Source organism: Synechococcus lacustris str. Tous (assembly GCF_003011125.1).
Classification (GTDB): Bacteria; Cyanobacteriota; Cyanobacteriia; order PCC-6307; family Cyanobiaceae; genus Synechococcus_D; species Synechococcus_D lacustris.
Genome location: NZ_PXVC01000201.1, coordinates 1 through 1,192 on the forward strand (window position 1 = coordinate 1; position 1,192 = coordinate 1,192).

Annotated in this window: 1 protein-coding gene; it reads left to right on the forward strand. The window is 42.8% G+C overall.

Translation table 11 applies throughout. The features are described 5' to 3' along the window. Window positions 1–188 precede the first annotated feature (188 nt). On the forward strand, window positions 189–941 hold the full coding sequence (locus tag C7K08_RS14300) for a carbonic anhydrase (RefSeq protein WP_106501159.1): 753 nt from the start codon (window positions 189–191) through the stop codon (window positions 939–941). Window positions 942–1,192: the final 251 nt, after the last annotated feature.

The window sequence follows — 1,192 nt, forward strand, 5'->3', positions numbered from 1 at the left end:
GGCAAGGCGGTTGTTCCCAGCAGTGTTTTAAGGGCGGTGAAATTTTGGTTTGCGGTACCCCATAAGAGGTAGCTGAACATCCCACCAGCCACACGGGGCGCTACCTCAAGCAGGTGTTGATTCAGCATCCATCGTTGCCGCTAGCGATCCAGTTTGGTAGTATTGAAAGCAAATAATCTATTTTTTAAATGTCAGCCCTCCGCAAGCAACTATCTTCACTGATGTTGCCATTTATTGTATTGCAGGCAACAGCTGTAATAGCTAAACCTCAATATGGGTATAAAGGCGATGTGTCACCAGAAAAATGGGGCCAACTCAGCCCTGCTTACCAAAAGTGCKCGGATGGCGCAGAGCAAGCACCTGTTAATATTGTAACTTCTAATGTTCAAMARAAATCTCTACCGGTTCCYTTAAAGCCTGATTACCCTGYAACATCTGGTGATGTAGTTGTTAATACAGGAACTACAATTCAAGTAAACACCTCTGGTGGTTTAAAAATTGGCAATCAAGCTTATAAATTACTTCAGTATCAYTTYCATACWCCCAGTGAAGARGCAATTAATGGCGTTCATTTCAAAATGAACGTACATTTGGTGCATCAGAACGCGGCCGGCAAGCTTGCTGTTATTGGTGTGAACTTTAAGGAAGGTGCTAGGAATACTTATCTAGATTCTTTTTGGAGTAAACTACCTAGAACAAAGGGCGCTAAGGTTGAACTGAATCTACCTTCCCTTTCAGGAATTTTACCAGCTAATCTTGGCTATTTTACCTACGCTGGGTCTTTAACTACTCCCCCTTGCAGCGAAGGAGTTCAGTTTTATATTCTGAAAGATCCGGTTTCGATTTCAGTTGAGCAATTAAGCACCTTTCAAAAGCTTTACCCAATGAATGCTCGCCCACTGCAGCCCCTTAATGAGCGTGTAATTAAATCCAGTAATTAATTAGTTCATAGCCTGTTATTAAAAGCTGATTTTAGCCGCAGTGGTTTACAATAGTTGATATTTTTTTGTGAGATGAATATTTGCCGTTTGCCTTGGTTCCTGCTTTCTCTAGCAGTGTTTCCTCTTCTATTGCCCAGTCCAGTGCTGGCAATAGAAGAGCTGCGTGTGTTGCTGCCGGTGCTTCAGGAAAAACTAACTGTTCAATTAAAGGAACTTGCTAGCCCTGATGCCCTCTGGGCTGGTAATAGCGA